Source organism: Novosphingobium sp. GW835-FHT14H07, from assembly GCF_058793515.1.
The window spans coordinates 1-3,814 of sequence record NZ_JBXAFX010000059.1 but is presented as its reverse complement, the minus strand read 5'-3'; the positions used below and the strand labels follow the sequence as shown (position 1 = coordinate 3,814).

Annotated in this window: 3 protein-coding genes; all 3 read left to right on the top strand. The window is 61.2% G+C overall.

All coding sequences use genetic code 11. The features are described 5' to 3' along the window. Window positions 1–133 precede the first annotated feature (133 nt). The 3 genes from AC1Q5P_RS21665 to AC1Q5P_RS21655 are packed head-to-tail and all read left to right on the top strand — an operon-like array spanning window position 134 to window position 3,728. Window positions 134–1,363 carry a site-specific integrase gene (locus tag AC1Q5P_RS21665; protein WP_492478644.1) on the top strand — a complete coding sequence of 410 codons (1,230 nt, stop codon included), beginning with the start codon at window positions 134–136 and terminating at the stop codon, window positions 1,361–1,363. Then, on the top strand, window positions 1,360–2,727 hold the full coding sequence (locus tag AC1Q5P_RS21660; protein WP_039338740.1) for a tyrosine-type recombinase/integrase: 1,368 nt from the start codon (window positions 1,360–1,362) through the stop codon (window positions 2,725–2,727). Before AC1Q5P_RS21665 ends, AC1Q5P_RS21660 begins: the two co-directional genes overlap by 4 nt. Next, window positions 2,724–3,728: a tyrosine-type recombinase/integrase gene (locus AC1Q5P_RS21655; RefSeq protein WP_039338739.1), complete on the top strand. Its 1,005-nt coding sequence runs from the start codon at window positions 2,724–2,726 to the stop codon at window positions 3,726–3,728. The genes AC1Q5P_RS21660 and AC1Q5P_RS21655 overlap by 4 nt, the downstream gene beginning before the upstream one ends. Window positions 3,729–3,814: the final 86 nt, after the last annotated feature.

Sequence of the window (3,814 nt, the reverse complement as noted above, 5' to 3'; positions counted from 1 at the left end):
ACTAATCACGAGGTCCCCATAATGCGGAGGAACGCGGCCTGATTGGCGGATTTTCGCCTTTCTTGGATCGACTTGCTTCGCATTATTTGGCGCAGAACCTCTGGGGGTCAATCGACCAGCAGAGGAGCCGCCCATGTCGGATAACCATCACGAACTAATCGCCGCACTCAAGTCGTCGCTTATCGGTCAGCGATACAGCCTGGTGGTGGCGAGGAACTACTGCGCCTACGCGTCTGGATTTCTCGATTATCTGGGGCAGCGGGGCATCCCCGTCGCGGACGTGATCGACGTGCATGTGGAACAATATCTGCGGCACGCAATCGTCCAGTTCGAAAAGCAGCGTGGTCGACGTCCCAGTGCGCGCTGGCGCGAGGTCCCACGCTCCGGAATTCACGCACTGTTGCGGCTTGTTCACGGCCAATGGCCGCCCGCCATCAAGCCAGCCTGCGAGGCCGATGAGGTCCGATTTTCAATCTGCGCCGAATACGAAATCTGGCTGCGTGAGGAACGCGGGTTGGCTTGTTCCAGCGTTGCAGCGCTGATGTGGGAAGCCCGGCACTTCCTTGCCTGGCAGATCGATCACGGGCTCAACGGTTTGGCGGTTCTGAGCGTGACTGACATTGACCACTACATGGATTTGCGCGCGCCGAAATTGAGGCGCTGCTCGTTGAAGTCTGTCACAGAGCGGCTTCGCGCGTTACTGCGCTACCTCCATATCACAGGTCGCGTTACGACGGATCTGTCCGGGCATGTCCTGGCACCGACGCTTTATGCATATGAAGGCGTACCTTCGGTCCTGGACCGCGGGCAGATCATCGCCGTGCTGGAAAGTGCCGAGAAGGACAAGTCACCGGCGGGGTTGCGGGATTATGCGATCCTGCAACTCCTCGCAGCCTATGGTCTGCGGTCAGGTGAAATCCGCCATCTCCGGATCGAGGATATCGACTGGCGAACGGAAGCCATCCATGTGCATCACCACAAAACGCGAGCCAGCACATTCCTGCCCCTTCTTGAGCCGGTCGGCGAAGCGGTGCTCGCCTATCTGCGCTCCGGGCGTCCCTCGACCGATGTCAGGGAGATCTTCGTGCGTACACGCGCGCCCTACCGAAAGCTCGATAAGCTTTACAGCATGGTTCGGCGGCGGCTCCGTGACGCTGGCGTCCAACCGGCTGGTAAGTGCGGCCCCCACATCTTCCGTCATGCGCGCGCGGTCGAAATGCTGCGCGCCGCGGTGCCTCAAAAGGTCATCGGCGACGTGCTGGGACATCGTTCGACAGGATCGACGGCTCCCTACCTCAAGCTTGCTACCGAAGACCTCAGGGCCATCGCGCTAGACGTGCCGGGAATGGAGTTGGTCGAATGACCGCGCGCTGGCCCGATCCCGACCGCGCGATCATTGGTCGCTATGTCGCGAGCCTTGATCTGCGCAGCACGAAAAGCCGAGCCGGCTATGCCCAAGTCTTGCATGGCTTGCAGGATGTCGTCGAACGTTTCGAGGCACTCGATCAGGAAGTTCTGCTGGCCTGGCTACGAGAATCGGCCGTTCGTCGAGCGCCGTCCACGCTCTTGCACCGCACCCGCATCGTTGACCGGTTCTTCGAACGCCTGGCCGAAATCGGCACGATCCAACGCAATCCCGTCGCCGCTCTGCGCGATGAGTGCAATATCAAGCAGTGCATGCCGATTTGGCGGGCATTGGCGTCGCGGAATCCGGAAAAGGCACTTGCCGAACTACGCCAGCCCAGACCGTTCGGCAGCGAGCTGGGCGAAATGATGGCCGAGCATGTCGCGATGATGCGGCGCAGAGGATACAAATACACATCGCAGTCCCAGTTGCTTCTGCGGTTCGACCGGTTCCTCCAGTTGCATCCGGGACCGGAAGCCGAGACGCTGAACTCCATGATAGATCGATGGCCAGCAACGAATGGCACGCGTCATCACGCCGAGGAATGCGAGAAGCTCAAGCGCGTCTTTGCGAAAATCCTTCGTCACCGCGACCCGTCGATACCTATGCGGCGACCAGACCCGAGACCGAGGAAGGAGGCCTCCAAGCAATGGCGAACGCCTCATATCTACTCGCCTGCCGACGTGCGGCGGATGCTCGAGATCGCACGTAACTACCCGTCGCCGCGGGCACCACTTCGCCCGCAGAGCATGTACACCATGCTGCTCCTCGCCTATTGCGCGGGCTTGCGGCGCGGTGAGCTTGCCCGTCTCGATCTTGGTGATGTTGACCTGCACGAGGGTACCATCACCATCCGACAGACCAAGTTCTTCAAGACCCGCATTTTGCCGCTACCGGACAGCGTCGTGGTCGCGCTTCGGGCCTACATCGATGCGCGCCGGTGTGCCGGTGGATCACAGGACGCGCGTTCGGGTCTGTTCTGGCACGAGCGAGGCGACGGCCATTACACCCCGGAAATGATCACCTGGCTGCTCACCGACGTCATACGCCGCGCTGGGTTGAAACCATTGCGAGGAAAAGCAGGCCCGCGCGTGCATGACCTGCGCCACTCGATGGTCGTGAACAGAATCCTCGAATGGTACCGAACGGGCATCAATCCGCAGGAGCGCTTGCCGTTCCTTGCGACTTACCTCGGCCATCGGGATATCAACTCCACGCTGGTCTACATCACGGTCACGCAGGAGTTGCTGCACCTCGCCAACGAGCGGTTCCGCACGATGGGCGCTCAATGCCTCAGCCTGGGGCGGGAGGCGCAGCCATGAGCAAGGCCGACCCGTTCCCGAAACTGCTGCGCGCGTTCTTCTACGAATGGCTGGTCGAGCAGCGCAACGCGTCCATCCATACGGTTCGCTCATACCGCGACACCTGGCGGCTGTTGCTGCGGTTCGTCGCACAGCGTGCGGGAAAGAAGGTGGTGGTGATCACGCTGGCCGATCTGACCGCCAGTACCGTCATTGCGTTCCTCGGCCACGCCGAACATGAACGCGGCGGCACAATCGGCACGCGCAACTGCCGGCTTGCCGCGATCCGCAGCTTCTTCCACTTCGTGTCCACCAAGGATCCCGCGTCGATCGCACAATGCGTCGAAATCCTCCATATCCCGATCAAGCGTGCTCCCGTGTCGGAGCCGAGCTATCTGGATCCGGCGGAAGTGACGGCGATTCTCGCTCAGCCAGACCGTTTGACCGTTGAGGGTGCGCGCGACCATGCACTGTTCTCGTTCCTCTACAACAGCGGCGCACGGATACAGGAAGCGCTAGATCTATGCCCCGAGGCAATCCGGTTCGAAAGCCCGAGCTGCGTGCGTCTGACCGGCAAGGGGCGGAAGGAACGCATCTGTCCGCTATGGCCAGAAACGGTCCTGTTGCTGCGCAAACTGCTCGAGCGGCAGCCACGGGCGCCTGACCAGCGGCTGTTCGTCAATCGCTATGGCGCCCCCCTCAGTGCCTCGGGGGTCCGATTCAAGCTTGCTGCCTACGTGAGGTCTGCGGCCGAAACCATGCCAACGCTATGTGCCAAGCATGTGACGCCACATGCCTTCCGCCACGCCACCGCCGTGCACCTCATCTCGTCGGGCGTCGACGTTACAATCATACGCAGCTGGCTCGGCCATGTGAGCCTCGATACAACCAACCACTATGCCAGGGCCAATCTGGAAACGAAGCGGAAAGCCCTGGAACAGGTCGCCGCTCCGACCACACCCGGAGGCAAACCATCCTGGAAGCGCGATGGAAGCGTGCTCGCCTGGCTCGACACGCTCTGAAATAATGAGGAGGAGCATGGCCAAGAATGGCGAAAATCCGCCAATCAGGCCGCGTTCCTCCGCATTATGGGGACCTCGTGATTAGT